The sequence below is a fragment of the Kitasatospora aureofaciens genome (genome assembly GCF_001188955.3).
GTDB classification, from domain to species: Bacteria; Actinomycetota; Actinomycetes; order Streptomycetales; family Streptomycetaceae; genus Kitasatospora; species Kitasatospora aureofaciens.
Genome location: NZ_JPRF03000021.1, coordinates 524,533 through 547,687, shown reverse-complemented (window position 1 = coordinate 547,687; position 23,155 = coordinate 524,533). Strand labels below are relative to the sequence as shown.

The 23,155-nt window shown below is 72.2% G+C and carries 24 protein-coding genes and 2 pseudogenes; 9 read left to right on the top strand and 17 right to left on the bottom strand.

Annotated features, from left to right (window positions below):
- Positions 1 to 395: 395 nt before the first annotated feature.
- Positions 396 to 815, bottom strand: a complete 420-nt coding sequence (locus tag HS99_RS15150) for a MarR family winged helix-turn-helix transcriptional regulator (RefSeq protein WP_030556438.1) — start codon at positions 813 to 815, stop codon at positions 396 to 398.
- 62 nt (positions 816 to 877) lie between these two features.
- Between HS99_RS15150 and HS99_RS15145 the strand changes: the two genes are divergently transcribed.
- The gene (locus tag HS99_RS15145) at positions 878 to 1,672 is read left to right on the top strand and encodes an alpha/beta fold hydrolase (protein ID WP_030556440.1); all 795 of its coding nucleotides are present in this window, start codon (positions 878 to 880) and stop codon (positions 1,670 to 1,672) included.
- A 535-nt stretch (positions 1,673 to 2,207) separates the two neighbouring features.
- On the opposite strand, the gene HS99_RS15140 is transcribed toward HS99_RS15145, so the two are convergent.
- From HS99_RS15140 to HS99_RS44900, 3 genes are all read right to left on the bottom strand, one after another.
- Positions 2,208 to 2,453 carry a hypothetical protein gene (locus HS99_RS15140; RefSeq protein ID WP_305953113.1) on the bottom strand — a complete coding sequence of 82 codons (246 nt, stop codon included), beginning with the start codon at positions 2,451 to 2,453 and terminating at the stop codon, positions 2,208 to 2,210.
- A 400-nt stretch (positions 2,454 to 2,853) separates the two neighbouring features.
- Positions 2,854 to 3,285 carry a hypothetical protein gene (locus tag HS99_RS15135; protein ID WP_141763730.1) on the bottom strand — a complete coding sequence of 144 codons (432 nt, stop codon included), beginning with the start codon at positions 3,283 to 3,285 and terminating at the stop codon, positions 2,854 to 2,856.
- A gap of 118 nt (positions 3,286 to 3,403) precedes the next feature.
- On the bottom strand, positions 3,404 to 3,577 hold the full coding sequence (locus HS99_RS44900; RefSeq protein WP_157881778.1) for a helicase associated domain-containing protein: 174 nt from the start codon (positions 3,575 to 3,577) through the stop codon (positions 3,404 to 3,406).
- 67 nt (positions 3,578 to 3,644) lie between these two features.
- Between HS99_RS44900 and HS99_RS15125 the strand changes: the two genes are divergently transcribed.
- Positions 3,645 to 4,391 carry a phosphotransferase family protein gene (locus HS99_RS15125; RefSeq protein ID WP_030556448.1) on the top strand — a complete coding sequence of 249 codons (747 nt, stop codon included), beginning with the start codon at positions 3,645 to 3,647 and terminating at the stop codon, positions 4,389 to 4,391.
- An 87-nt stretch (positions 4,392 to 4,478) separates the two neighbouring features.
- Here HS99_RS15125 and HS99_RS46665 read toward each other — a convergent pair.
- Positions 4,479 to 4,857: pseudogene (locus tag HS99_RS46665) on the bottom strand (transposase); the annotation flags it as partial.
- A 279-nt stretch (positions 4,858 to 5,136) separates the two neighbouring features.
- On the opposite strand from HS99_RS46665, the gene HS99_RS15115 reads away from it, so the two are divergent.
- The gene (locus tag HS99_RS15115; RefSeq protein WP_030556450.1) at positions 5,137 to 5,319 is read left to right on the top strand and encodes a hypothetical protein; all 183 of its coding nucleotides are present in this window, start codon (positions 5,137 to 5,139) and stop codon (positions 5,317 to 5,319) included.
- Between the two features lie 71 nt (positions 5,320 to 5,390).
- Here the strand turns inward: HS99_RS15115 and HS99_RS15110 are convergent, their stop codons facing one another.
- From HS99_RS15110 to HS99_RS15085, 6 genes and pseudogenes are all read right to left on the bottom strand, one after another.
- The gene (locus HS99_RS15110) at positions 5,391 to 5,918 is read right to left on the bottom strand and encodes a hypothetical protein (RefSeq protein ID WP_030556452.1); all 528 of its coding nucleotides are present in this window, start codon (positions 5,916 to 5,918) and stop codon (positions 5,391 to 5,393) included.
- The gene (locus HS99_RS15105) at positions 5,915 to 6,526 is read right to left on the bottom strand and encodes a hypothetical protein (RefSeq protein ID WP_030556453.1); all 612 of its coding nucleotides are present in this window, start codon (positions 6,524 to 6,526) and stop codon (positions 5,915 to 5,917) included. The genes HS99_RS15110 and HS99_RS15105 overlap by 4 nt, the downstream gene beginning before the upstream one ends.
- The gene (locus tag HS99_RS15100) at positions 6,523 to 8,805 is read right to left on the bottom strand and encodes a hypothetical protein (RefSeq protein WP_050366185.1); all 2,283 of its coding nucleotides are present in this window, start codon (positions 8,803 to 8,805) and stop codon (positions 6,523 to 6,525) included. Before HS99_RS15100 ends, HS99_RS15105 begins: the two co-directional genes overlap by 4 nt.
- Before the next feature lie 13 nt (positions 8,806 to 8,818).
- Positions 8,819 to 9,259: a hypothetical protein gene (locus HS99_RS15095; protein ID WP_050366186.1), complete on the bottom strand. Its 441-nt coding sequence runs from the start codon at positions 9,257 to 9,259 to the stop codon at positions 8,819 to 8,821.
- Between the two features lie 259 nt (positions 9,260 to 9,518).
- A pseudogene (locus tag HS99_RS15090) lies at positions 9,519 to 10,106 on the bottom strand (transposase); the annotation flags it as partial.
- Positions 10,107 to 10,189: 83 nt separating this feature from the next.
- Positions 10,190 to 11,680, bottom strand: a complete 1,491-nt coding sequence (locus HS99_RS15085; RefSeq protein WP_030556459.1) for a carboxylesterase/lipase family protein — start codon at positions 11,678 to 11,680, stop codon at positions 10,190 to 10,192.
- A 96-nt stretch (positions 11,681 to 11,776) separates the two neighbouring features.
- On the opposite strand from HS99_RS15085, the gene HS99_RS15080 reads away from it, so the two are divergent.
- The 3 genes from HS99_RS15080 to HS99_RS15065 all read left to right on the top strand — a co-directional run bounded on the left by HS99_RS15080 (position 11,777) and on the right by HS99_RS15065 (position 14,956).
- A complete protein-coding gene (locus HS99_RS15080) occupies positions 11,777 to 12,391 on the top strand; it encodes a TetR/AcrR family transcriptional regulator (protein ID WP_030556461.1) in 615 nt (204 codons plus the stop codon).
- 535 nt (positions 12,392 to 12,926) lie between these two features.
- The gene (locus tag HS99_RS15070; RefSeq protein ID WP_030556469.1) at positions 12,927 to 13,721 is read left to right on the top strand and encodes a MerR family transcriptional regulator; all 795 of its coding nucleotides are present in this window, start codon (positions 12,927 to 12,929) and stop codon (positions 13,719 to 13,721) included.
- Positions 13,718 to 14,956 carry a glycosyltransferase gene (locus tag HS99_RS15065; RefSeq protein ID WP_030556472.1) on the top strand — a complete coding sequence of 413 codons (1,239 nt, stop codon included), beginning with the start codon at positions 13,718 to 13,720 and terminating at the stop codon, positions 14,954 to 14,956. Before HS99_RS15070 ends, HS99_RS15065 begins: the two co-directional genes overlap by 4 nt.
- Positions 14,957 to 15,273: 317 nt before the next feature.
- On the opposite strand, the gene HS99_RS44890 is transcribed toward HS99_RS15065, so the two are convergent.
- Positions 15,274 to 15,438 carry a hypothetical protein gene (locus tag HS99_RS44890; RefSeq protein ID WP_157881776.1) on the bottom strand — a complete coding sequence of 55 codons (165 nt, stop codon included), beginning with the start codon at positions 15,436 to 15,438 and terminating at the stop codon, positions 15,274 to 15,276.
- Positions 15,439 to 15,984: 546 nt separating this feature from the next.
- Between HS99_RS44890 and HS99_RS15060 the strand changes: the two genes are divergently transcribed.
- Positions 15,985 to 16,383: a hypothetical protein gene (locus tag HS99_RS15060; protein ID WP_046385672.1), complete on the top strand. Its 399-nt coding sequence runs from the start codon at positions 15,985 to 15,987 to the stop codon at positions 16,381 to 16,383.
- A gap of 277 nt (positions 16,384 to 16,660) precedes the next feature.
- Here HS99_RS15060 and HS99_RS15055 read toward each other — a convergent pair whose 3' ends face one another.
- The 4 genes from HS99_RS15055 to HS99_RS15040 form a co-directional block, all read right to left on the bottom strand.
- Positions 16,661 to 17,230: a DUF3159 domain-containing protein gene (locus HS99_RS15055; RefSeq protein WP_232543269.1), complete on the bottom strand. Its 570-nt coding sequence runs from the start codon at positions 17,228 to 17,230 to the stop codon at positions 16,661 to 16,663.
- Between the two features lie 41 nt (positions 17,231 to 17,271).
- Positions 17,272 to 17,598: a hypothetical protein gene (locus HS99_RS15050; RefSeq protein WP_030556478.1), complete on the bottom strand. Its 327-nt coding sequence runs from the start codon at positions 17,596 to 17,598 to the stop codon at positions 17,272 to 17,274.
- Positions 17,599 to 17,644: 46 nt separating this feature from the next.
- On the bottom strand, positions 17,645 to 18,325 hold the full coding sequence (locus HS99_RS15045) for a DJ-1/PfpI family protein (RefSeq protein ID WP_030556481.1): 681 nt from the start codon (positions 18,323 to 18,325) through the stop codon (positions 17,645 to 17,647).
- A gap of 206 nt (positions 18,326 to 18,531) precedes the next feature.
- Positions 18,532 to 19,485: a GlxA family transcriptional regulator gene (locus HS99_RS15040; protein ID WP_030556483.1), complete on the bottom strand. Its 954-nt coding sequence runs from the start codon at positions 19,483 to 19,485 to the stop codon at positions 18,532 to 18,534.
- 193 nt (positions 19,486 to 19,678) lie between these two features.
- Here HS99_RS15040 and HS99_RS15035 point away from each other — a divergent pair, with 193 nt between their 5' ends.
- Complete coding sequence (locus tag HS99_RS15035) at positions 19,679 to 20,791, top strand: FAD-dependent oxidoreductase (RefSeq protein WP_030556485.1); 1,113 nt, start codon at positions 19,679 to 19,681, stop codon at positions 20,789 to 20,791.
- A 479-nt stretch (positions 20,792 to 21,270) separates the two neighbouring features.
- On the opposite strand, the gene HS99_RS15030 is transcribed toward HS99_RS15035, so the two are convergent.
- Positions 21,271 to 22,077, bottom strand: a complete 807-nt coding sequence (locus HS99_RS15030) for an SDR family oxidoreductase (protein ID WP_030556488.1) — start codon at positions 22,075 to 22,077, stop codon at positions 21,271 to 21,273.
- A 63-nt stretch (positions 22,078 to 22,140) separates the two neighbouring features.
- Here HS99_RS15030 and HS99_RS15025 point away from each other — a divergent pair, with 63 nt between their 5' ends.
- A complete protein-coding gene (locus HS99_RS15025) occupies positions 22,141 to 22,926 on the top strand; it encodes a helix-turn-helix domain-containing protein (RefSeq protein WP_030556490.1) in 786 nt (261 codons plus the stop codon).
- The last annotated feature ends 229 nt before the right edge of the window (positions 22,927 to 23,155 follow it).

Below are 23,155 nucleotides of genomic sequence, written 5' to 3'. Positions count from 1 at the left end.
GACGAACGGCGCCGGCTGCGGGCGTTCATCGATCGGCACCGCCCCGGCGCCGGAGACGAGCAGACCGCGGCGCAGCTGGCGGCCTGCGCCCGGGGGTGGGAGCAGGCAGGCGAGGGTGGGCCGGGCCGGACGTGGCCGCCAACCCCGTCCAGCAAGCCGCCGTCCTCTCCGCCCACCGCCCACGGCCGGCTGCGCCCGGTCCGGGTGAGCCCGCCCCTCTGGCAGCGGCCACCTGGGATTCCCCACGGACGGCCAGTTGCGATGTAACAGTCGGTGACGAACATGTGGGTGGCCGAGGCGCACGCCAGCCATCTGTTTCGGGCCGCACCGAAGCGGCCGCTCAACGGGCAGCGAGGGATGGATACACCCGCGGGCGGTGTGTCTGGCGGTCGGGTCTACGTGTCCCGTCCTGCGGTGAGGCGCTGAAGTAGGTCGAGCAGGGTTGCGCGGTCCGCGTCGGACAGGCTGGAGAAGCAGGCGGCGAGCACCTCGTCAGCAACCTTGTGGCCGACCGTCAGGACTTGCTCGCCGGCGGGCGTGAGGTGGTGCTCGATGCGCCGGCCGTGTCCCGGTCGGCGCTCCACGAGGCCCTGTGCTGCGAGGCGGCCGACGAGGGTTCCGAAGGCCTGCCCGGTCTGAAATGTCGCCTCGGCCAACTCGCGGGCCGACGCCCCGGGTGAGCGGCTGATCGCACGCAGGGCATCCCACTGGGCCAGCGTCGTGCCGATGGCCGAGAGCGCGCTGTCGAGCGCCCGATGCTGTCGATACTGGGCTTGTTTGACCGCTCTGCCGAGTTCTTGCAGCTCACCATGCATGGAGCGAGTCTACGCCATAACCAAGCTAGCTTATATAAAGATGTTTAGTTATGGTGGTGGGCATGCCCACAGACGCATCAGCCGAGTCCGCTGGCCTGTCCCTCACTCTGTCCGAGGCCGGAGCTGGCAGGCCGGTCCTCATCCTGCACGGCGGCGGAGGCCCCGCCACAGTGGCCGGCCTCGCCCAGCACCTCTCCCGCATCGCCCACACCATCACGCCTGTGCACCCCGGCTGGGACGGCACCCACCGCCCCGCATGGCTCACCGGCATCGACGACCTCGCCCTCGCCTACCTGCACACCCTGCGCGAACGTCGACTGCGCGACGTTCTCGTCGTCGGCTCCTCGCTCGGGGGCTGGATAGCCGCCGAGATGGCCGTACGCGACAGCGCGGGAAGCATCACCGGCCTTGTCCTGATCGACGCCGTCGGCGTGCAGGTCGAGACGGAACCGATCACCGACTTCTTCGCCCTTGACGCCCGCGGCGTTGCGGAGTACTCCTGGCACGACTCAGACCGGTACCACCTCGACCCGGCCGACATCCCGGCCGAAGAACTCGCGCGCAGACAAAGCAACATGGCCACCATGCGCATCCTCGCCGGCGACCCCTACATGCATGACCCCAAGCTGCTGCGTCGGCTCGGACATGTTCAGACGCCTGCCCTCCTGCTCTGGGGTGAGAGCGACCGCATCGTCACCCCCGCCTACGGCGCGGCGTACGCCGACGCCTTCGGCAACGGCCGACTCGAGGTCATCCCCGAGGCCGGCCACCTCCCGCAGATCGAACAACCGGAAGCCACCTTCGCTCTGATCGACGCCCACCTGCGCCGGACGAGCGACCCGTCCCATCAACAGTGAGTAACCATTGACGGCCAGTTACCCCACCATCAACCGGCCACCAGTGGGGAATCGCAACAACTGGCCGCTGACACCCCTCACATCCGAGCTGCGGTGCGATCTCGCCCCCGGCCTGCAACCTCCCGGTGACCAGCTCGCCGAGCTGCGGCACCGTGGACGGCCTGCCCGGCAGCCCTCTGTCTCCTGTCTCCCCGTCGTCCCCGAGATCGTCGTCGAGATCCTCACCGACCAGGACCGGCCAGAGTCCGGCCGCTACCGCCGCCGACCCCGTACCACCCGGGTCCGAGCCGGCCCCACCCCGAATTGCTGACGCCCGGGAAGTCTGCAGTTCGGCCGGGGCACTGGGCGGCGCTCGGCCGAGATCGAGCACGCGCAAAATGCGCTGCGGAACGGGGTGGCGCGCGAGTCCAAGGGGGGGTGACCCGCGCGCCGCCGATCCGCCCGCGGCCACCGGCTACCCCCGATAGTGCGGCCCATGGCCTTGGGTTCGGGACACGGTGATCCGGCGGCAGCCGGCCCGCCGTGGCGTCGGCCCTCAACCGGGTGCGCCGCTCTCGCCTCCGGCCTCGACCGCTTCGACGACCCGCTGGTGGTAGGCGGCGAGGCTCTGGCCGGCGGGCGGGAACAGCGGGGTGCCGTCGAGGGTGTACCACTCGTCGGCGCCGCGGTACTGGATAGCGACCCACGCCCGGCCGTCGGGCAGGCCGGTGGTCACGACCGTGAGGTCACCGGTGATACAGCCGACCTCGACGGTCATCACCCCGCCCGGGCCGGCGCACACCTGTGCCTCGTACCGTTCTCCGGACGCCGGGACGGTCACTGCGCGCAGGTGTCGAGCATGTCGGACAGGGCCTGCCTCTCGCCGGTGGTGACGTTGAGCCGGTAGTGGCTCTTCACCTCCACCCACGTTCTCTAGTGCTGTCAACCCATCCCCGCTGGTCAGCCCGAAGTCTGCTGATGAGGTACGTGAGGCACCTGGGGACCGCAGATGATGTCGCCGCCAGGCACTGAGCCTTTTCAGAGCGGCCACCGATCGGGTGACGGCGGTGCTGTTGGCGTGAGAAGCCGTTATCAATCCGGGCGTGATCGTTTGATTTCCGCTGCTCAGGCATGGCGTCGGCGGGAGGGCGGTTGGGGTGGCGGCCTCTCTACGCGGGGGCGCGAGGTCGTGGCTGGCTGAGTCAGTCGAGGTCGTCCTCCCGGTCTGGTGCGTCAACCAGCGGGGCGGGCAGGAGTATCAGCGCATAGAGCAACTGGAAGCTCAGGATGCCCACCACCGGCCATAGCGGGTGCACGATCCGCAAGCACAGGGCGAGGAAGCCGCCAATCGCGAAGAGGCCGGTGGCGGCCGTCGCGGTCGCCCATCGGCTGGCCCGCACCGGCGCGATGACGGTCAGCCATCCGAGTGAGGGCAGGACCCCCAGCAGGCCGTACAGAACGCCTCCCATGACAACGTCGTCGGCGTAGGTGTAGGCGGTGTCGGGGCGCACCGCTGGGAGGACCAGCATGGTCAGCACGAACAGCACCAGGTACCGGCCGGCTGCCCGCAGGAGCCAGGCCGACCCACTCTCCAGCCCCGTCATCGTTCCCCCTCTTGTCGGCGCGATCATCATGCCAGATATTTTGAACGCGTTCAGAGTCGGGGCGTCCCGGGCTCCCGCGCATGGCGTCCCACCCGCCATTGCACGCTGGAGCGGACGTGCCGTCCGGGTTTCGCTGAACGGGGCAGGGTCAGCCTGCGACGGTCTCGGCGTGCCGGTGGAGCGCGTCCAGGAGGGCGGTCTGCTGCTGGGTCAGCTTTCCGTCGGTGCGGGCCTTGTCCTGCTTGCGCAGCCAGGTGCCGGGTCGGAAGGTCGGGTCCGCTTCGCCGCCGGTGCGGTTCGCCGGGTCGGCCTCCTCCGTCATCCGGTCGATCAGCGAGTAGAAACGGGTGAGTTCCTTCGCGGGCCGGTCCCCGGGATACTGGTCGCCCATGGATGAGGTCAAAGTCATCGTCGCCCATTCCGAGCGCGCGACTCTGCGCGTCGGCGACGTGTTCCTGAAGGTGGACGCCGATCAGGCGCGCATCGACGTCGAGGTCGAGGCTATGTCCCTCGCGCCGGTCCCGACCCCGGAGGTCCTGTGGCGCAAGGCGCCCGTCCTCGCGATCGCCGCACTCCCGGGGACGGTGCTCGGCCGTCTCGGTGAGCCGTCAACCGCGTCGCCGGCGGCGTGGGCCGCGGCGGGCGCCGCCATCCGGAAGCTGCACGAAGCACCGTTGCCGCCCTGGGCCGGTCGGCGCCGCCGGAGTCCCGACGAGTTGGTGGCGGAACTCGACGGCGAGTGCGACTTGCTGGTGACGAACGGCGTCCTGCCCGCCGACCTGGTCACCCGCAACCGCCAGGTCGCCGAGGCCGCGCTCCGGCCGTGGATTCCGGCGTTCACGCACGGCGACCTGCAGATCGATCACGTCTTCGTCGACGGCGACGAGGTCACGGGCATCATCGACTGGTCCGAGGCGGGCCGGGGTGATGCCCTGTTCGACCTCGCCACCTTGACGCTCGGACACGAGGAGCACCTCGACGACGTCATCGCCGGTTATGGCACCGATGTCGACCTCGACGTGATCCACGCCTGGTGGTCGTTGCGAAGCCTGCTGGGGGTTCGCTGGCTGGTCGAGCACGGCTTCGACCCCTTCGCGCCGGGCTGTGAGGTCGACGTGCTGAGATCCCGGATGTGAGGCTGTGGGGGCTGGACTGGCCACGTATGCGTTCTGACGCATCGAGCAGGCCATCCCCTGGAGCGCATCGCTTGCCCTTACTTACGCTCAACAGCGTGTGGTGCGCAGTCGTCGCCAGCAGATGACGGCGCAGCCGAGGGTGACGAACGCGTGGTGGATGTCGTCGCGGATCTCCCAGCGGATGCGCAGTCGGCGGAACCAGTGCAGCAGCGCGATCGCTCCTTCCACGACCCAGCGGTGCACGCCCAGGCCGGATCCGTGCCCGGTGCCGCGCCGGGCGACGTGGGGGGGGTGATCTGGAACCGGCGGACCTTGTCCCGGTAGACCTCGTGGTCATAGCCGCGGTCGGCGTACAGGTGCTTGGGGCGGCGCAGTGGCCGGCCGCGCTGCCGCGGATCGGCGGGACCGCCTGGATCAGCGGGATCAGTTGGGTGACGTCGTTGCGGTTGCCGCACAAGACTGTGATCAAGGCCAAACCACGGCCCACGCTTCGAGCAGGTCACGGTATACGACGCTCCCGGGCCGTCATTGCACAGCAGGCGATGCCGCTGCCTGGCGGCCCCTGTGTGGGGATGTGGGTGGCGCCTACGGCGTCAGCAGGGGTGGACGCAGCGCGGTGGGTTGGTAGGCGGGGAGGCCTTGCGGCCCGCCGGAGGCTACGGCACCGCGATCCCTTCGAGCTGTACATGGGCAGCAGGCTGGGTGCAGCGGCGCGATCCGGCCGGGTCTGCGGCCCGAGTGCGGCATGCCGCCGGGGAATGAGCGGCCAGGCGCTGCCGCCCTGGCCGACCTGGTGAAGCACATCAACGAGTGCCTCGCCACCCCGTACAACGAGAAGGGCTCGTACCCCTGCTCGGCCGGCGACTACAAGGTGGCGGTCGACGCCTCCGGCAAGGTCACCGAGCTGTGGGAGCGCGCGCACAGCTGACGGGCCCACGGCAGTGCGCCGGCTGCCGGCGCGCCCGCAGTCGGCGACCGCCGGGAGCGGCGCCGGTCGGCTCACCTTGGGGTGACCGATTCGGCGCCGCCCGCGCAGCCCAGCTGCTTCCCGGCGGCGCGCTCGGCGAAGCCGCGGGCGAGCTCGTTCATCCGCGCCCGGCCCGGTCCGTCCGCGAGGACCTTTCCGTCCTTGCCGGTGAGGGTGACGACAGCCCGGTAGCCCGTGGGCTTGCCGTCCAGCGTGCATGCGAAGCCGATCGCCCCGGCACTGTTGCCGCCGGGCAGCACGGCGCCGAACGCCGCCTCGGCGGTCAGCAGCCGTCCGTCCTCGCCGTTGACGGAGCACCGTACGGAGGCCGGGTTGGTCTCGTCCGCCGTACGGTAGTCCGTCCGCACGGAGACCCGGGGAGCGCCGCCCAGCACCTCGGCGACGCCCGGGTCGTCGAGCAGGCCCCGGCACTCGCCGTGCGACAGGGTGACGGCCGGCGGGCGGTAGGACGTCTGGTCGAGGTACACGTGCCAGCCGAGCAGGCCGGCGCCGAGCAGCAGCGCGGCCCCGCCCGCGATCAGGGCCCGGGGGTGCCTCATGAGCACTGCTCCTTCCTCGTCTCCGTCAGCGCGGCCCGGGCGAGCTGTTCGAGGTCGGCCTGGACGCCGCCGGGGCCGCCGGAGGTGCGGACGGCCTCCCCGGCGACGATCTCCAGCTCGAAGTAGTCGTACCGCTCGTACTTCCCGGTCAGGCAGCCCGCGGCCGCGGCGGCGCCGCCCGGCCACGAGGCGCCGAGGCCGCCGGCGTCGAAGGTGCGCGCGTCCGGCCGCTTGGCGGCCTCGGAGGCCAGGGCGAGCTCACCCCGGCGTCCGATGGACGTGAGGGTGAGCACGGTGCGCCCGTCGACCCGGATGACGCAGGTCCGCGGGTCGTCGCCGACGACGGACTTCGTCCGGTCCTCGGAGTCCTGGTCGCCGTCCGGCAGCAGCCGCCCGAGCGGGGTGTCGGGGCCGGTGGGCAGGTGGCAGAGGTGGGTGGACCGGCCGACGGCCTCGGCCGGGCGGTGGTCCTGCCAGTCTCGGTAGCCGACGAACCCGGCGGCCGCCACCGCCACGACCAGCACGCCGGGCAGAAGCAGCGGATCCTGCAGGCGCCCGGCCCACCGGTCCGCGAGGGACCGGGCCCAACGGGCCGGGAGCCCGCTCACGCGTCGCCCTTCGCGTTGGTGCTGACGTTGTTCGCCGTTCCGCGCGACATGCCCTGGAGCGCGCTGTCCCGGGCGCTGTTGGCGAGCCGGTCGAGGTCCTGGCGGGAGATCCCGGTGCCGCCGCCGGCGTCCCGGACCGCCTGGTCGGCCCCCCGGGCCACCCGGCCCTCGGCTTCGGCGGTGTGGTCGCGGCTCTCCTGGCGGCCGTCCTCGGTGGTGTCGTGCTTGTTGGCCTCGATCACGCTGTCGGCGATCTCGTCGAGCAGCGCGCCGGCGAGCTCGCCGCCGAGCGGGACCTTCTCGGTCACGGTGCCGATGACGGCGTTGAAGGCGTCCTTGCCGTAGCCGACGTTCTTCTCCAGCGCGTCGTTGAACTCCTTGTCGGAGACGGCGTGCTGGTTCTGCACCTCGTCCACCCGGGCCTGGTTGAGGTAGCCGCTGACGACTCCGCCGGACTCCGCGTTGTGCTTGATGTCCGACTCCAGCCGGGCGAAGTCGGACTGCCCGCTGTCCAGGTGGCCGCGGATGAGCGCGGTGGTGTACGCCTGGTTGGCGTTGGCCACCGCGCCGTAGGCGTCCGGGTCGCGCCCGAGGGCGTCGAGCAGGCCGGCCACGGACGAGGCGTTGAGCGCGGCCGGGGAACCGTTGACCGGCAGGTCGTGCCCGTGGGAGAGCGAGTTCTGCACGTCCCCGATGTACTCGGCGGTCATGTGCCCGAGGCTGCCGCGCATCGCGGTGAGCTTGCCGTCGCCCTTGATGTCGTCCAGCGCGCCGTCGCCACCGTGCCGGCCGAAGGTGTCCACGACCTTCTGCATCAGGTCGGCCTGCTCGGTGGTGTGCCTGGTCGGCGGGACGGGGCCCGGCTCGTCGTACGGGTGGCCGGTGGTGGCCGCCTCCAGGGCGCGGCCGAGCGCGGCGGGCCCGGCCTGCTTGCTCGCGTCCCAGACCTTGGAGTCCCGCGAGGTGGTGTCCGGGATCCAGTCCTTGTCGTGTACGTAGTAGTCGAAGTAGTCGGCCGGCTTGGGCTTGCCGCCCTGGTTGACCGTGCCGTCCTCGTTGTACGCGGTCGGCTTCTCGGTGAAGAACTTGGTGGAGGCCTCCGGGCTGTGCGCGAGTGCCTCCAGCACGGCCGTGGTGGGCCGAAAGCCGGAGCCCGCCTCGTCGCCGCCGGTCAGGTTGAAGCCCTGGATCTTGGAGCCGGGCGGCGGGGCCGGCCAGTACTTGTCCTGGGTGTCGAGCTGGGTGACGTGCTCGGCGATCGGGTTGATGAAGTGGGCGTCGTAGTTCCCGTTCATCAGGATGCCGGAGAGTACCTGGTAGCCGTACGGCACGTAGTCCAGACCGGAGGCCCGGTACGGCTTGTCCCAGACCGGCTGGGAGCCGGCCTTGCGCAGCGCGGCGGACCACTCGTCCGACAGGTGCGGCTCGTTGGTGGTGCGGGTGGCGGTGGCGAGGGTGAGCCCGAGGTTCTTCTGGAGGTCCTGGTAGGCCTTCCAGCGCGGGGACTTGTCGTCGCGGGGGTGCGCCGGGTCGCCGACCATGCCGTTCCAGGACTTGATCAGGCCGTCCGGGCCGAGGTCCTGGTAGAACTTGGTGGAGAACTTCGGGTCGTTGCCGTGCGAGGCCAACAGCGAGTTCAGCTCGGTGAGTTCGGCCTCGGTGATGTCCCCGCCCTTGGCCGCGAGCTGGGCGGCGCGCCTGCCGTCCGCCTCGGGGCCGCTGCCGACGGCCTTGTTGTTGAAGGACTTCTGCCCGTCCGTCATGCTGTCGGAGCGCAGTGCCCAGGCGATCCGCTCGTCGGCGGCGGCGGCCTCCGCGACGGCGGCGTCGATCGCCTTGCGGGCGGCCTCGGCCTTGTCGCCCCACTCCTTCTGGTAGTCCCGCATGGCCTCGTAATCGTGCCGGGTGGCGTTGTCGGCCGGGGGCCAGCTCACGGTGCCGTTGTCGGTGACGGTCAGTCCGGCCGTGCGGGCGTCCGCGACCGCCTTCTCCAGCTTGGTCCTGGCCGCCTTGAACTCGGTGGACGCCTCCTTGAAGGTGGAGGCGAGGGCGTTGGCCTCGGTGACGGCGGCGGTCAGCTGCTCGTTGGTGCGCTGCAGGCCGGGGCGGGCCTGGTCGGCGGCGGGGCCGGTCCAGCAGGCGGAGTTGACCTGGGCGATCACCGTGGTGTCCCAGTCGCCGTCCATCGCCTGGAGCTTCTGGGCCACGGTGGTCCAGGCGGTGGCGGCGGCGTCCAGGACACCGAAGTCGGCAGTGCTGAGCTCGTGGAAGTCGACCATCGCAGCTCTCCTCTCAGGCGCCGAGGTCGTGCTGGACGGCCGACTCGTTCTGGCGGTAGTTGGTGGCGGTGGCGCGCAGCGCCTGGGTGGTCTGCCCGATGGTGCCGCCGAGCGCGGCGACGCACTGGTCCCAGGTGCCGGCGGCGCCCGCGGCGGCCTTGCCGGTGCTCCAGTTGGCGAGCGCGGTGGAGACCTTGGCGGTGGCCTCGTCGGCGCCGCGGCCGTCGGTGTTGAGGCGGACGTGGATCTGGTCGGAGTTGTTCCCCGCGGTGGTGAGCGCGTTGGGGTCGGCGTTGAAGCCGCCCCCGCCCCCGCCTCCGCCGCCCGACGCCGAGGTCGAGTTGATCTGGGTGCGGGCCGCCTCCTGGGCGCGGGCCTGGGCGGTCAGGTTCCCGTCCGCGTCGTAGGCCCAAGGATTCATCATCCGGTCGAACGCGGTCGCCCGATCAGACATGTCGCTCGCTCCCTCTCCGTGCCGGCACGCTGCTCCGGCACCCCCGTCGGCAAAGATTTCGTCAAGTAAGTCAAGAGTTCGACAAGGGTACAGCTGGGCTACACCTTTGCCGAACCCCTGGTAGTACTTCGTCAGGTTGGGGTGGGCTGTCGGGTGCGGTTTGTGGATCTTCTTGGGGGAAGCGGGCGTTGGCAGGTGTAGCAGACACCGGTCCAGCAGCTCAGCAGGTCCTGGAGCTGGTCGAGGACCTGGTAGAGGGTCAGGCCGGTGCTTGGACTTTGGGGTCGAGTCGGCGGAGGGTGAGGAAGGCGTGGGCGGCGGTGACGAGGGTGACGTGGTGGTGCCAGCCGCGCCAGGTGCGGCCCTCGAAGTGGTCCAGCCCCAGGCCGTGCTTCATCTCGCGGTAGTCGTGCTCGAGGCGCCAGCGCATCTTGGCCAGGCGGACGAGGTGGCGGGTCGGACTGTCGGCGGGCAGGCTGGTGAGCCAGTACTCGGTGGGCGCCTTCTCGCCGGTGGGCCACTCACAGAGCAGTGTGGCCTCGGGCAGGACGCCGTCCCAGGTGCCCGCCCCGCCGGCCTGGGCCATGGCGTGGGTGCGGGCCGCGACACCCGCCGGCCGCACCGTGAGCACCCGGAATCGGGAGCGCATCGGGCCTTTCGAACAGTGGCGCCACGTGGACTGGCGGAAGGCCTTGCGTCCACTGTCGATGGCCAGGGCCTGCAGCGAGCCGGGCCTGGTCCGGTAGCGCGAGGCGGGTTTGCGGCCGTTCCCGCTCCAGGCCGAGGCGCTGGGCACCGCGTCGTGCGGGTGTGCGGACTCGTCCGAGCGGACGGCCACACCGACCCCCCCTGCCGCACAGCGGCGCCTGGCACGTCCGACGGCGGCGACCGGCCGGGCCGCTCCCGTGCGATCAGCCGCGGCCGCTGTCCTTAGCCGAGGTCGTAGGCGGTGGGAGTGTGCCCCGCCCAGATGTCGCGGGAGGACTGCTCGGGGTACCGGACGGTCTCCGAGCGGCTATCGAACATCCGGGTGAGCTGCCTCGTCGGCTCGTAGGCGGGCCAGCCGGGGTCGCCGGTGGAGACGAACCGGATCCAGGCCTGCTGCAGTTCGCAGGAGACCTCGACGGCCTCCGGGCCGGGCGGGTCGCCGAGGAAGTGCCGGCCCATCGGGGTGTCCAGGGTGCCGAAGGCCAGTGGGATGTCCAGCGCGTGACAGGCGCCGAGCACTCCGCCCATGGCGGGGGCCGGGTAGGTCAGCTCGAAGACGTACGAGGTGCCGCCGGCCGCCGCGTTGCCTTCGGCCAGGTGGAGCGAGGGCATCCGGAAGAGGGCGTCGGAGGTGACGGCTTCGAGCAGGTCCTCGGCGGTGGCCCCAGGGTGGGCGGCGCGGTAGGCGTCCGGGCCGTCCGGGTGCGGGGCGAGGAGCTCCAGGGCGGTGCGGGCCTCGTCGTCGGTGAAGGTGCCGTGTCGGCCGGCGAGCACGCTGAACAGCCGGAACTCGTCGCGGGCGTGGCCGACGAGCAGGTCGGTCCCGGGGATCCGTCCGGCGGCCAGGGCGGCCCAGGGCTCCTCGGAGAGGACCTCGCCGTCGACCACGGGGACGGTGGCGACACCGGTCTGCGCCAGCCGGCCCCAGCGCCCTAGATGCTCCGGCAGCGCGGTACCGAGATCGGTGACCGCCGCGGCCAGGCGCCAGGGGTCCCCCTCGGCCAGGGCGGCGGCCGTGGAGGCCATGCCGAGGCGCTTCGCCAGGGCGGCGGTGACCTCTGCGGCCAGGGCGGGCGTGCTGAGGTTGCCCCCGACGCTGTGGGCGACGGCCCGACGGAACAGCCCGCGCGCCCGGCGCATGGTCAACAGCGCGGCGACCGACGCGGCACCGGCCGACTGGCCGGCTATGGTCACCCGGCCGGGATCGCCGCCGAATCCGGCGATGTTGCGCTGCACCCACTCAAGGGCCGCGACCTGGTCGAGAAAGGCACGGTTGGCCGGGGCGCCCTCCAACAGCGCGAAACCCTCAGCTCCCACCCGGTAGTTGACGCTCACCACGACCAGTCCCGCGCGGGCCAGCCCGACCGGATCGTAGAGCGGGTCGCCCGAGGTGCCCGAGATGAACCCTCCTCCGTGGATCCAGACCAGCACCGGCAGCCCGGCCGCACCCGGATCCGGGGTGCAGACGTTGAGCGTGAGCCAGTCGGTGCCCCGGGTCGGCTCGGCGGGAAGCGGGCCGGACTGTGGGACGACGGGGCCGAACTCGAACGCGTCGCGGACGCCGTCCCAGGGTTCGGGCTGGAGGGGCGCGGCGAAGCGGAGCTGTCCGACCGGCGGCTGGGCATAGGGGATGCCACGGAAGACCGCGAGTCCCCGGTCCAGGAGGCCGCGGACGGATCCCCCAGTGGTGTGGACGGCGGGCTGTGTGAGCATGTGGACTCTCCTCCCTCGGAATGCCCTCAGGTTTATAGGTCAGATGTATTATGTCAAGCGTATTGGAAAGCTGGCGAATCGGAGGAGCGGTAGCCCATGCCCAAGCAGGTGGACCATCAGGAGCGCCGCGAGACCATCGCGCGCGCGCTGTGGCGGGTGGTGGAGCAGCGTGGTGCCACGCACCTGACGCTGCGTGATGTCGCACAGGAGGCGGGCATCTCGCTCGGGCAGTTGCAGCACTACTTCGGCTCCCGGGCGGAGCTGCTGGCCTTCGCGATGGACCTCGCCGGGGAGCAGAGCTCGCTGCGGGTCGGCCGGGCGCTGGCGGGACTGGGCGAGCGGCCGCACCCGCGCGCGGTGCTGCGGGCGATGCTGGTCGAGCTGCTGCCCCTGCACGCCGACGCGCGGGCGACCAGCCGGATGAGCGCCGCGTACGTGCTCGAGGCGCTGCACGACGAGGGGGTGCACGCGCGGGCGCGGGGCAGTCTGCTGCATGGGCGGGCCGCGGTGGAGCAGGTGGTCCGGCAGGCGATCGCGGACGGAATGATCGCGGCTGACCGCGATCCGGTGGTGGAGACGGATCTGCTGCTCGCGCTCACCGGGTTCACCACGCTGCTGGAGCTGAACGTGGTCGAGCCGGCCGCCGTGCTCGCCGCCGTGGACCAGTACCTGGACCGGCTGTTCGCGGCCGGGGCCGGAAACCCGCGCTGACGGCGTGACACGCTAGGGCCCATGCCGAACCACGAACCGGACCCCCAGCCGAACAGCCCAACGGCCTGTCGCACGGCGCAGCGCGCGGCGTGGCGGCGGACCGGCCCTACGGGAGGCGGATAGGCATCAGCCGCCTTGTCGGAATTACCGGGGACCTTGGTTGGCCCGCTGATCTGCGCAGATGCCGCCAGCCGCCCGGGGCGGGGGTTCCGACGGTTCCGGCCCGCCACAGATCGTCTCGTCGTCCATCGAACACGACGCGGGCAGCTGCTCCGCGCCCTCGCGGTCTGCGCCGTCGGTGTCGGCGCCGAGGTCGGCCAGGATGTCCCGGACGAAGTGGCAGCGGCGCACCGTGCCGTCACCGTCGACCGACAGCCCGGCGCAGGTCGGCAGGCTGCGAGTGTTGACCCTCCCCCCACGTCAGGCCGCACGGTGGGGCACGGCGGAACACGCACGCGCACGGCACATTGGCGGACAACGCGGATGCGCGGGCGCGCACGGATGTACGGACGTCACGGATCGTCGGGAGGGAACCATGAGCTGGTCGGTCGGACAGGTCTCCGGATTCGCCGGAGTCACGGTGCGGACCCTGCACCACTACGACCGGTCCGGGCTGCTGTCGCCCAGTGAACGCAGTCCGGCCGGCTACCGGCTCTACAACGCGGCGGACCTCGCCAGGCTCCAGCAGATCCTCTTCTACCGGGAACTCGGCTTCCCGCTCGAGGAGATCGCCACCATCCTGGCCGATCCACTCGCCAACGCGCTCGACCACCTGCTCGCCAGGCGCGACGCGCTCACCGAGCAGATCGCACGGCTGCAGAAGCTGGTGGACGTCGCCGAGCGGGCGATCGAGGTCCAGCGCACCGGGATCGAACTCACCCCCGAGGAACGGTTCGAGGTCTTCGGCGACGTCGTCTTCGACCTCAGCTACGCCGCCGACGCCCACCTCAAGTGGGGGAACCAGCAGGGCCACCAGGAAGCCCTGGCCCGCGCCGCCAACCACACGAAGGAGGACTGGCGGCGCCTGATGGCCGAGGCCGCCGACTGGCGCGGGCGGTTGCTCGCCGCCTTCGACCAGGGCCTGCCCGCCGACGGTGAGGAGGCGCTGGACCTCGCCGAGGAGCACCGGCAGCACATCACCCGCTGGTTCACGCCCTGCCCTCCCGAGACGCACTGCCGGATCGCCGACGACTACGAGGCGGACGCCCGCGCCTTCGCCCTCGTGGTGCCACCGGCCGAGCAGCGCCCGGGCCTGGCCGGATACCTCCGTGCCGCCATCGGTGCCAACGCCGAGCAGCGGGCGGCGACCGGATCGGAGGCGGCACGATGAGGATCCTGGTGATGACCGCCGGTTCGTACGGTGACGTGGCGCCGTACACCGGGCTCGGCGTCCGGCTCCGGAACGAGGGGCACGAGGTCGCGCTCGCCGCGCCGGAGACCTTCCGTGAGCTGGTGAGCGGCAGCGGCCTGGGGTTCCGGCCGTTGCCGGTGGACCCGCGCGGGACGCCGTCGGGGGTGAGGGAGGTGACGGAGGGGCGCCCGGCTCTGCTGGCGCGGGCGGCGGCGTTCATCGACCGGCTCGGCGACGGGCTGGCCGACGCGGCCGCACCTGGAGCCGACCTGCTGCTGCTCGCCACGACGACGGCGCCGCTCGGGTGGCACCTGGCGGAGGCGATGGAGGTGCCGAGCCTCGGGGTCTACCTGCAACCCACGCTGCCGACCGGGGAGTTCCCGCCGGTCGTCGGCCCGAGCCGCTCGCTCGGGTACTGGGGCAACCGGGCGGCGGGCGCGCTCGGTCAGCGCGTGGTGGACCGCTTGCACGCGCGGTCCGCGCGACGACTGCGAGCCCGGCTGGGGCTGCCCGGCCGCTCCCAGACCGCGCGGCGGCGGGCTGGGGAACGGGCGAACTGGCCGGTCCTGCACGGGTTCAGCCCCACGCTCGTGCCGCGTCCGGCCGATTGGCGCGAGGGGCTGACGGTGGTCGGCAACTGGTGGCCGCACGTCGCGGGCGACTACCGGCTTCCGGCCGAGGTCGAGGACTTCCTGCGGGCCGGGCCGCCGCCGGTGTTCATCGGCTTCGGCAGTATGGCGGGCGGCCAGGGCGAGCGCCTGGGCGCCCTCGCGGTGGAGGCGCTGCGGCGCGCGGGAGTGCGGGGGATCGTGCAGTCCGGTTGGGCCGGCATCGCGGTGGACGGCGACGGCGTGCTGTCCGTTGGCGAACTACCACACTCCCACCTGTTCCCGCACATGGCGGCGGTGGTCCACCACGCCGGCGCCGGTACGTCGGCCGCCGTCCTGCGCGCCGGGGTTCCGAGCGTGCCCGTCCCGGTGACGGCCGATCAGCCGTTCTGGGCCGGCCGCCTCACCCGACTCGGCGCGGCCACCGGCCCGATACCGTTCGCCGACCTGACCGCAGCCCGGCTGGGCGAGGCCATCCGACAGGCCGTCGAGGACCGGTCGTACCGGGAGCGGGCGGAGGCGGCGGCCCGCGCGATGGCTCGCGAGGACGGCGCGGCGCGCGTCGCGGAGTCGGTGGCGGCGCTATCGGCGCGGCGATCGGGCTGACAGGGTTGGAACGACGGCACCGATCAGGTGGTCGAGAACCTTGACAACTCAAGGGAGAAGCCGATCGAGCGGAGAGCGTGATGCCGTCGTGGAGAGCGCATTCACGTGTTGCAACGACCCATAGAAAATTGTGCGCGATGCCCTCGGCTGCGAGGGCATCGCGCCAGGCCGGGAGCGGTAGCAGGAGCCGTTGTCGGTCGGGTACCAGGAGTCCTGACAGACGCTCTGGCCTGCGCTCTTGCGCGCCAGTGACGGGCCCGCTCGACGGGCTGATAGCAGGACGTATTTGCGACGTGCGGCATTCAGCCTGGTGGGGGTCATCCGGTTGCTGTGAGGGCGGTGGCGGGGGTGTCGATGGTGGTCCTTTCGGTGCCGTGGCCGGTCCATCGGGTGATGGTTTGGTGATCGGTGGAGAGCCGGTAGACGGTCTGGTCGTCGACGGCGAGGTCGGAGCCAGTCTCGCCGATGGGTGTCCAGTTCATGGACGGTCACGCGGCCGCCGTCCTCACCGCGCGCACGGCGGCCGCCACCGCGTCCGGCGCCGGCCGAGACCGGACGCCGGATGGGTGCATGTGACACCACGCACCGACCACACGTCCCAGGGGACACCAACCTGCTGTCGCCACAACGACTTTCGGAACAGCCCGGCGGACCATCATCGGTCGCCGCTCGTCGGCGTCCAGCTCGTTCGTCCTCGCCCGCTCGTTCCTCGCGGGCTCCGGGCGCTCCAACTGGACCTCTCCCACCCGGCGACCTGGCCGAACAGCTGTCGGGAAGCCCCAGAAGATCGCCCCGGGAAGCCATCACACCTTCCCGGATGAACCAGCCTGCCAATTGACAGGCCCGGCCCTCATGGGTGCGGTGGGGAGTTTCTCCGGGACGGAACTCACAAGAGGCCACGGCGAAACTCACCGGCAGCCGAGGGGCCAGACACCTTGACGAGGCGAAAGTGGCACCTTGACGGGGCGAAACTCACCCGGTGCGCGTGACCTTGATGAAGGTGGTGAAGTTCACCGGTCATAAGGAACATGAGCGTCCTGCTGGCAGCGGAGCCGCTTGCCGAGGACGGGGAGCAGGCGCAGCGGGAGCGGCAGCGCGCGGTGAACGAGGTGCTCGCCGAGGCGGGCGAGGTGGGCCGCGTGGTGGCCGGGTGGGTGCGCTCTCTCGCGGCCCGGCAGGCGGAGGGCAGGCACTGCGCGGTGCTGGAGCGGGCCGCCGACGCGATCGAGCGGGCCGCCGGCCGGGAGGTCGTCCCGGGCGGCGACGGTCAGCTGGCCGAGGAGTTGGCGTACGACCTGGCCGCCGGTGTCGTCACCGGCAGCCCGTACGCCCAGGCGCTCCCCGACCTGGTGATGGGCGAGCGGATCGCGCTGGTCGCCACGATGGACGCCGCCGTGACCGCCGGCCAGACAGTGCCCTACAGGTAACACAGCCCGCCTGTGAATCGCTCCCACCTGGGGAAATGGCCGGTCAATAACACAACCCCTACAACCCTCACAGGGCATGACACAGGCCGGCGCCGGGTTCGGGCAGCCGCTGGCGGGCAGGGGAAGGGTGTGGGCGAGCGGCGGCACCAGGAGTCGGCCGTCCCGGTCGACGAGGCCGAGGCACGGCGGCTGACCGGCGCGCTGCGCGGAGCCGGTCCTGCCCGGGGCCGCGCCGCGCGAAGGCCGCCGTGCGGGCGCGATCCAGTCGGCCACCGGTTCAGCGAGTGCGGCCGTCAGCGTCGGCGGCGTTCCGCTCACGGGTGACCGTTCTGCGGGCGAGCAGGAGGGACAGTGCCGTGATGGCGGCCCATAGCGGTCCCATGAGGACGTGCAGGAGTCCCAGCCAGGTGACGTCGCTCCAGCGGTACAGCGCCACCTGCGCGGCCAGGCTCGCGAAGCTCACCAGCGCGATCACCACGGTCGACACCGTGTAGAAGCGGTGCAGCACGCGGTTCGAGCGCCACCCGGGCGGGCCGCCCACCACCCTGTTCGCGACCAGACCGGCCAGGGGGCGGTCGGCCGCGAGGGACAGCAGGCATGCCGCCGTCGCCGCGGCCGGGACGGCCATCGGGAGCAGGAAGAACCCCCGTGCCTGACCCGTCCAGGCGGCCACGGCCGCGCACCCGGTGGCCAGCAGCGCGCCGAGGACCGCGTGCGGGACATGCTGCCGGGCGCGCAGCCGCCACCCGAGGACGAGCACGGCGGTCACCGTCGCGGCCACCGAAGCGGCGCGTGGGCCGCCCGTCCCGTTGGCGGCCAGGAACACCAGGGTTGGGGCGCCTGCCACAGCAGTGGCGGTGGCCGCCGACCTGGCGCGTGGTGCGGCCGTCACGCCGGCTCGGCTTCGTCGCTGCGGCGGCGTCGGCCGGTGACTTTCGAGGCCGGCAGGCGACCGGCCTTGGAGGTACCGGTGAGCGTGTCACCCTCGACGGTGACGGTGAAGGTCAGATCGAGTCGCACGGGCCGGGTGACGGACTGCTTCCAGGTCAGCCGGTCACCGTCGAGGACGATGTCCCGGAGCGGCAGGTTCTCGCCCGCGCCGCGGGCGGTGCCGACCAACTTTCCGTCCTGGAGACCCAGTTCGACGACGGGCCGGACCCGACCGATGGGCGTGACGATGGTGAGATCCCAGACACCTTGGATGTGGGTGGGCATGAAGTGGCGTTTCCTCACTCGTGACGTGCGGGGTGGTGCGGAGCGTTCAGAAGGCGGCGGGCGCGAGACCGCCGGGGCGCCAGGTGGTGCCGCGGCGCTCGTGGGCGAACAACTCCTCGACGGCATGGGCGATCCGCGGGCCCACCTCGCGTTCCAGCAGGTACAGGCCGAGGTCGAGTCCGGAGGTGACCCCGGCGGCGGTGACCAGGTCGCCGTCGTCGACGACGCGTGCGCGAACGGCGTGGACGCCGGTCGCGTCGAGGAGGTCCAGACCCAGGTGGTGGGTGGTCGCGTGGCGGTCCTGGAGGAGGCCCGCCATGGCCAGGACGAGCGCGCCGCCACAGACCGTCGCCACGGTGATCCGCGTGTCCTCCATGGCGGCCCCGAGCAGCGACCGCAGCTCGGTGTCCAGCGCACGAGCCAGCCGGACCGCAACGGTGTCCTCCTGCCCACCGTCGTCCTCGAGGTCCGCGCCGTCGTCGGGATCGCCGAGGCGTCCGGAAGCGCCGGGCACGAGGACGACACCGGGACGACGGGGGTCGAGCAGGCCGGTGGCGCGCAGCGACAGTCCGCCGGTGCCGCTGACCACCTCCCTCGGACCCTCGGCACTGACCAGTTCCACGCTGACCGCGCCGCCGGAGGCGGTTGCGCCGGCGTGGAGGACTTCGAACGGTGCGATGGCGTCGAGCGGGTCGAACCCGTCGAACAGCACGATCTGGACGTGCACGTGAGCGCCTTTCATCGGGCGGGAAGCCGGTGGTCACCGGCTTCGCCTCGATGCTATGAGCGCGTGCGCGCAGTGGAGACGGGCTCGAATGACACATTCCAACGGGATCTCGCCAGGAGCGCGCCCCGCTGCCCGGAACGGCTCGCCGGCCGCGTCCGGGCACCGCGTCGACGCGGATCCGGCGTCCTCCGGCCGGCGAAACCCGCTCAGCTGCGCTCGCGGCTGCGGAAGGCGGCGCGGTAGCCGTACGGGGTCGTGCCGGCGACCCGTTTGAAGCGCTCTCGGAAGGCGGTCGGGGAACCGAACCCGGCCTGGTCGGCTATGCGCTCGATGGTGTGGTCGGTGTTCTCCAGGAGGAACTGCGCCCGCCGGATCCGGGCCCGCAGCAGCCACTGCAGCGGAGTGGTGCCGGTCTGCTCCCGGAACCGTCGGCTGAAGGTGCGCCCGCTCATGCCGCTGCGCCGGGCCATCACGTCGAGCGTCAGCTCCTCGTCGAGGTGCTCCTCCAGCCAGGCGAGCACCGGTTCGAGTGCGGAGCCCCGCGGAACCGGTGGCTGGGGATGGACGATGAACTGCGCCTGGCCCCCTTCGCGTTCCAGCGGGGTGACGGCCAGCCGGGCCGCATCGGCGGCCACCGCGGAGCCGAAGTCGCGACGGACCATGTGCAGGCACAGGTCGAGCCCTGCCGAGGCGCCCGCGGAAGTGAGCAGTTGCCCGTTGTCGACGTAGAGGACGTCGGGGCACACCTCGACCGCGGGGAAGCGCCGGGCCAGCTCGGCGGCGGCAGCCCAGTGGGTGGTCGCCGCCAGTCCGTCGAGCAGTCCGGTCAGGGCGAGGTCGAAGGCACCGGCGCAGATCGAGGCGATCCTGGTGCCCCGGGCCGCCGCCGCGCGCAACGCCTCCAGCACCTCCTCACCCGGTGGGGGCGCGGCCTCCGCACGCCCGGGAACGATCACGGTGTCGGCGTCGGCCAGCCCTTCCAGACCCCAGGGGGCGGTGATCACGAATCCCGCGGCGGGGATCCGGGCCCCGGGTCCGCACACACGCACCCGGTAGGGATGGCGCCCGTCCGGCAGCCGGACCCGGGTGAACACCTCCAGGGGCGTGGCGAGGTCGAACGGGATGACCTGGTCGAGCGCCAGGACCGCGACGGTGTGCACGACGACTCCTCAACTCCGGACGGGGCCACGACGGCTCCTCCTGTCCTACGGGTCCACCACGGCATGAGTCAAAGGATCAGCGGGGCAAGCGCCGTGGGGCGACTGATAATCGTTGGCCCCGCGCGGACGATCTGTGTTTCCGTGGCGGAGCGCCGGATCCCCGGCACCCCTGGACCTACCGAGAGACAGTCCCATGCGCTCCACCACCAACGCCCGCATCGCCGTCGTCGGCGCCGGCCTCGGCGGCCTCGCCTGTGCCCGCGTCCTGCACCGTCACGGCCGGTCGGTCACCGTCTTCGAACGTGAGAACTCCGCCGACGCCCGCCCCCAGGGCGGTAGCCTCGACATCCATTCCGGCACCGGGCAGGTGGCGTTGCGGGCGGCGGGTCTGCTCGACGGGTTCCGTGCTCTGGCCCGCCCGGAGAGCCAGGAGTGGCGCATACTCGACCCGGCCACCGCCGCCGTCCTGCCCGTCCCGGGGCCGCCGAGCCACGATGACGACAGCCCCGAGATCGACCGGGGCCGGCTGCGCTCCCTCCTCCTGGACTCCCTTCCCGAGGGCACCGTCCGGTGGGGCCGCGCGGTGACCGCCGTCCGTCCGATCGGAGACGGCACCTGGCGGCTGGTGTTCGAGGACGGGAGCACGGAGGAGGCCGACCTGGTGATCGGCGCCGACGGTGCCTGGTCGCGCGTCCGCCCGTCCGTGTCCGACGCCACGCCCGCTTACAGCGGCGTCACCTTCATCGAGACCGGATTCAGCGACTGCGACACCCGCCACCCGGCGCTGGCCGCCCTCGTCGGCAAGGGCACCATGCTGGCGACCGCCGACGGCAGGGCCCTGCTGGCCCAGCGCAACGGCGAAGGCCACATCCGCGTCTACATCGCCTTCCGTGCTCCGCAGGACTGGCAGGCGGCGGCGGGTGTGTCGTTCGACGACGTCGAGACCGTACGCGCGCACGTGGTGAACCTGCTCGACGGCTGGGACGGGAGCCTGCTCGACTTCGTCCGTCACAGCGAGTCCGGCTTCACCGCCCGGCCCGTGTTCGTCCTGCCCGTCCCGCACACCTGGGAGCACGTGCCCGGCATCACCCTGCTGGGCGACGCCGCGCACCTGATGCCGCCCGTGGGCCTCGGCGCCAACCTCGCCATGCTCGACGGCAGCGACCTGGCCCATGCCCTCGTCGCCGAGACGAGCATCGAGGAAGCCGTCCTCGCCTACGAGCACACCGTGCATCCCCGCTCCGCCCGGGCCGCCCTGGACTGCGCGAAGGCACTGGAGGACATCCTCCCGCCGCAAGACGCCTGATCGGGCAGCGCCAAGCTGAGCGGCCACCACGAAGGCCACTCCACCGCCGGGGGTCCTCCCGCCGCCCGGCGTGACGGCCGCTCCCCCTCTCCGCGGCGGCCCGGCGACGGCCCCGGCTGCGCTGGTGGGTCGGCGGGGGGATCGACTGTCCGCTACTGGGGAGGTTCCCTGCCCGCCAGCGGGCAGACCAACTGACCGCCGTTCGGGAGTCTGCCGGGGCCTCCACGCGGGCAGGGCTCAGTGGCCTTCCTCGAACCCGCCCGGGGGCTGCTCCGACCGAACCACGGCGAGCCGCTCGGCCAAGTCGACGACCTGGCGACGCAACGCCGCCCCCTCTGCGGTCAACGCCTCCAGGGCGGCACCGTCGAGCGTGGCGGTAGGCGATGGCGACTCGCCAGTCGCCTCAGACGCCGTCCCATGCCGGCTTCCTCCGCGCCCACGACGGCACGGCACGACCGCGGTTGGCGTGCCCGGACCGGTCATGCACGGGACGCGAGGTGCCGCCAGTCGTTCCACGTGTCGAGCCGCTTCCGATAGGCCGCCTCGACCACCGGATAGGGGTAGGTGCCGAGGAAGAGCCGCAGGGGAGGTGCGTCGGTGTCGACGAGTTCGAGGACGACGGCGGCCGTGTCCCGAGCGTCCTGGGGCGTACGGGCGGAGGCACCGGCCCGGCGCGCGGCGCGGACGGGTTCGTAGGCGGGGAGCGGCTCGGTGTGCACGGCGGAGGCCCCGGACCAGTCGGTGCCGTAGGGGCCGGGTTCGACCAGGGTCACGTGGATCCCGAAGGGGGCGACCTCCTGGGCCAGGGCCTCGCTCATCCCCTCCAGGGCCCACTTCGAGGCGTTGTACAGCCCGAGCGTGGGGAACGCGGCGAGGCCACCGAGGCTGGAGACCTGCAGGATGTGACCGCTGCCCTGGGCCCGCAGGTACGGCAGGGCCGCCTGCGTCACCCACAACGGGCCGAACAGGTTGGTGTCGAGCTGGGCGCGGGCCTGTTCCTCGGTGGTCTCCTCGACCATGCCGAACAGGCCGTAGCCCGCGTTGTTGACGACCACGTCCAGGCGGCCGAAGGTCTCGGCGGCCGACCGCACCGCGGCAGTGACGCCGGTGCGGTCGGTCACGTCGAGTCTCAGGGGGAGGACGGCGTCCCCGTGGGCGTCCAGGAGGGGCCGCAGCGTTTCGGGGTCACGTGCGGTAGCGGCGACGCGGTCGCCGCGGTCGAGAGCGGCTTCGGCCCAGATGCGGCCGAAGCCGCGGGACGCGCCGGTGATGAACCAGGTCTTCATGACGTCGAGCCTGCGCCGTTCGCACCTCGGCAGCCAGCACCCCCGCAGGGTTACCCTCACGGCATGGTGGCCGACAATCTTCTGGGAGACTTCCTCAAGGCCCGGCGCGCACGGGTCGCTCCGGCGGATGTGGCGGTGCCCGCCGGCGGACGCCGCCGGGTGGCGGGACTGCGCCGGGAGGAACTGGCCCGGCTCGCCGGAATCAGCGAGCCGTACCTGGTCCGGCTCGAACAGGGCGTCGACCGGCATCCGTCTCCCCAGGTGCTGCGCTCCCTCGCGCGGGCGCTGCAGCTGGACGCCGACGCCTCCGCCCACCTGTACGCCCTCGTCGGTCCGGCCCCTGAGCCGCCGTCACGGACCGAGGTCTCGCCGGACGTGCACCGGCTCCTCGACGCGTGGACCGGCCTCCCCGCGTACGTGCGGAACCGGTACTTCGACGTGCTGGCGGCGAACAAGCAGGCCCGCGCGCTCGCCCCGATGTACGAGGCCGGCAGCAACCTGGTCCGAGCGGTGTTCCTCGACCCGGCGTCCCGGCGGCTCTTCCACGACTGGGCGCAGGTGGCGGCGCAGACCGCAGCGGCCCTGCGCGCCGAAGCCGACCCGCGCGACCCCAGGACGGTCCGCCTGGTCGGCGAACTGGAGACGGACGAGGAGTTCCGTCGTCTGTGGACGCGGCACGAGACGCGGCCCGCCCGGGACGAGCTCAAGCGCTTCACGCACCCGGTCGTCGGCAGCCTCGCTCTGCGGAGGCAGGCCCTCACCGTCGGCGGCGCCGAGCACCAGGTGGTCATCGTGTACCAGGCGACGGCCGGTAGCCCCTCCGAGGCGGCCCTGGCACGTCTCCTGTGACGCACCAGACGCCTGCCACCGGCCAGGGACCCTTCGTCCGGCCCTGCCGACCCAGGCATGGTGCCGCAATGCCCGCCGAGCAGGCCCTCAAGGATGAACGTCGGCTGCCCCGAAGACGCGGGACATGTCGAGGAAGCGGGACCACTGGTGAGTCCGCGCACGGTGGCTCTGGCCCGTACGGACAGCGCCGGTCGTGGCGCACTCCCGAGCACACCAGCGGCCCAGGAGG

Bases quoted from the DNA above. Each gene is read 5' to 3' on its own strand.
- HS99_RS15150 (WP_030556438.1), bottom strand. From the start codon at position 815: ATGCATGGTGAGCTGCAAGAACTCGGCAGAGCGGTCAAACAAGCCCAG.
- HS99_RS15145 (WP_030556440.1), top strand. From the start codon at position 878: ATGCCCACAGACGCATCAGCCGAGTCCGCTGGCCTGTCCCTCACTCTG.
- HS99_RS15135 (WP_141763730.1), bottom strand. From the start codon at position 3,285: ATGATGATCGCGCCGACAAGAGGGGGAACGATGACGGGGCTGGAGAGT.
- HS99_RS44900 (WP_157881778.1), bottom strand. From the start codon at position 3,577: ATGACGGAGGAGGCCGACCCGGCGAACCGCACCGGCGGCGAAGCGGAC.
- HS99_RS15125 (WP_030556448.1), top strand. From the start codon at position 3,645: ATGGATGAGGTCAAAGTCATCGTCGCCCATTCCGAGCGCGCGACTCTG.
- HS99_RS15115 (WP_030556450.1), top strand. From the start codon at position 5,137: ATGCCGCCGGGGAATGAGCGGCCAGGCGCTGCCGCCCTGGCCGACCTG.
- HS99_RS15110 (WP_030556452.1), bottom strand. From the start codon at position 5,918: ATGAGGCACCCCCGGGCCCTGATCGCGGGCGGGGCCGCGCTGCTGCTC.
- HS99_RS15100 (WP_050366185.1), bottom strand. From the start codon at position 8,805: ATGGTCGACTTCCACGAGCTCAGCACTGCCGACTTCGGTGTCCTGGAC.
- HS99_RS15095 (WP_050366186.1), bottom strand. From the start codon at position 9,259: ATGTCTGATCGGGCGACCGCGTTCGACCGGATGATGAATCCTTGGGCC.
- HS99_RS15085 (WP_030556459.1), bottom strand. From the start codon at position 11,680: ATGCTCACACAGCCCGCCGTCCACACCACTGGGGGATCCGTCCGCGGC.
- HS99_RS15080 (WP_030556461.1), top strand. From the start codon at position 11,777: ATGCCCAAGCAGGTGGACCATCAGGAGCGCCGCGAGACCATCGCGCGC.
- HS99_RS15070 (WP_030556469.1), top strand. From the start codon at position 12,927: ATGAGCTGGTCGGTCGGACAGGTCTCCGGATTCGCCGGAGTCACGGTG.
- HS99_RS15065 (WP_030556472.1), top strand. From the start codon at position 13,718: ATGAGGATCCTGGTGATGACCGCCGGTTCGTACGGTGACGTGGCGCCG.
- HS99_RS44890 (WP_157881776.1), bottom strand. From the start codon at position 15,438: ATGAACTGGACACCCATCGGCGAGACTGGCTCCGACCTCGCCGTCGAC.
- HS99_RS15060 (WP_046385672.1), top strand. From the start codon at position 15,985: ATGAGCGTCCTGCTGGCAGCGGAGCCGCTTGCCGAGGACGGGGAGCAG.
- HS99_RS15050 (WP_030556478.1), bottom strand. From the start codon at position 17,598: ATGCCCACCCACATCCAAGGTGTCTGGGATCTCACCATCGTCACGCCC.
- HS99_RS15035 (WP_030556485.1), top strand. From the start codon at position 19,679: ATGCGCTCCACCACCAACGCCCGCATCGCCGTCGTCGGCGCCGGCCTC.
- HS99_RS15030 (WP_030556488.1), bottom strand. From the start codon at position 22,077: ATGAAGACCTGGTTCATCACCGGCGCGTCCCGCGGCTTCGGCCGCATC.
- HS99_RS15025 (WP_030556490.1), top strand. From the start codon at position 22,141: ATGGTGGCCGACAATCTTCTGGGAGACTTCCTCAAGGCCCGGCGCGCA.